Source organism: Komagataeibacter europaeus LMG 18890 (assembly GCF_000285295.1).
GTDB classification, from domain to species: Bacteria; Pseudomonadota; Alphaproteobacteria; order Acetobacterales; family Acetobacteraceae; genus Komagataeibacter; species Komagataeibacter europaeus.
This window is the reverse complement of record NZ_CADP01000305.1, coordinates 1-1,200: the sequence shown is the minus strand read 5'-3', so window position 1 is coordinate 1,200 and position 1,200 is coordinate 1. Positions and strand designations below refer to the sequence as shown.

Genomic DNA, 1,200 nt, shown 5'->3' with positions numbered 1-1,200 from the left:
AAGATGTCACCGAAATCCTTGAATTCATCGCGGCAAAACTGAAAGTCGTCGAAACGGCACGGCTGAAGAAATCCTGCCGTCATTGCGAAACAATGGTGCAGCCTGAAGCGCCATCGCGCCCTGTCCCACGGGGCATGGCTGGTCCCGGGCTCCTGGCCCATATCCTGGTCTCGAAATTCGATGACCATATCCCGCTTTATCGTCAGAACGAGATCTTTGCCCGTCAGGGTGTCGAAATCCCCCGTTCAACCCTGATCGACTGGTGTGGTCAGGCCGTTGCCGTTCTGCGTCCTCTCACAGATATGATCCGTCAGGAGGTCGTGGGGGCAGACCTGCTTCATGCCGATGATACGCCCATCCAGGTTCTTGATCCCCGCCTGCGTCAGGCTGGTAAACCACGCGGTGTGAAGGAAGGGCGGATCTGGACCTATCTGCGCGATCCCCGCCCATGGGGCGGGAGTGATCCACCCGCCGTTGCCTACTGGTTCTCTCCCGATCGCAAGGGGATCAATCCCCAGACCCATCTGGCACAGTTCCGTGGTATTCTGCAGGCTGACGCCTACGCCGGGTTCAGGGACCTGTATAAACCCGATGCAACGGGAACCGTGCGCGTGCGCGAAGCGGCCTGCTGGGCCCACCTGCGTCGGGCATTCCATGATGTCTGGAAAGGCAGCGGCTCGACAATTGCAAGGGAAGCGCTTGAGCAGATCGGAGAGCTCTACGATATCGAGCGGCAGATCACCGGGCATCCCGCCAGGCACCGTCTGGCTGTCCGACAGGAAAAAAGCCGCCCCCGCGTTATAGCGTTCCATGCCTGGTGCGAAGCACAGCTCACCCGCATCCCCGGGAAGGGGGAACTGGCAAAAGCGATCCGCTATGCGCTCAACCGGTGGGCCGCCTTTACCCTGTTTGTGGAAGATGGTCGTGTCGCCATTGACAATAATCCTGCCGAACGAGCCATACGGCCCGTATGCGTCGGCCGAAAAAACTATCTCTTTGCCGGTTCCGATGCCGGTGGGGACAACATCGCTGATGCCATGACCCTCATCGAAAGCGCAAAACTCTCAGGCCTCAATCCGCACGATTACCTCGCCGACGTCCTGGCCCGTATCAACGAGCACAAAATCAACCGGCTCCAAGAACTGTTGCCATGGAACTGGAAACCCGTGACAGATCTTCACAAACAGGCCGCATGATCAA

The 1,200-nt window shown here is 58.8% G+C and carries 1 protein-coding gene; it reads left to right on the top strand.

All coding sequences use genetic code 11. From position 1 onward, the window contains the following. The coding region (gene tnpC, locus GEU01_RS21975; RefSeq protein WP_019087695.1) for an IS66 family transposase at window positions 1-1,196 on the top strand (1,196 nt) is incomplete at its 5' end. Between the last annotated feature and the right edge of the window lie 4 nt (window positions 1,197-1,200).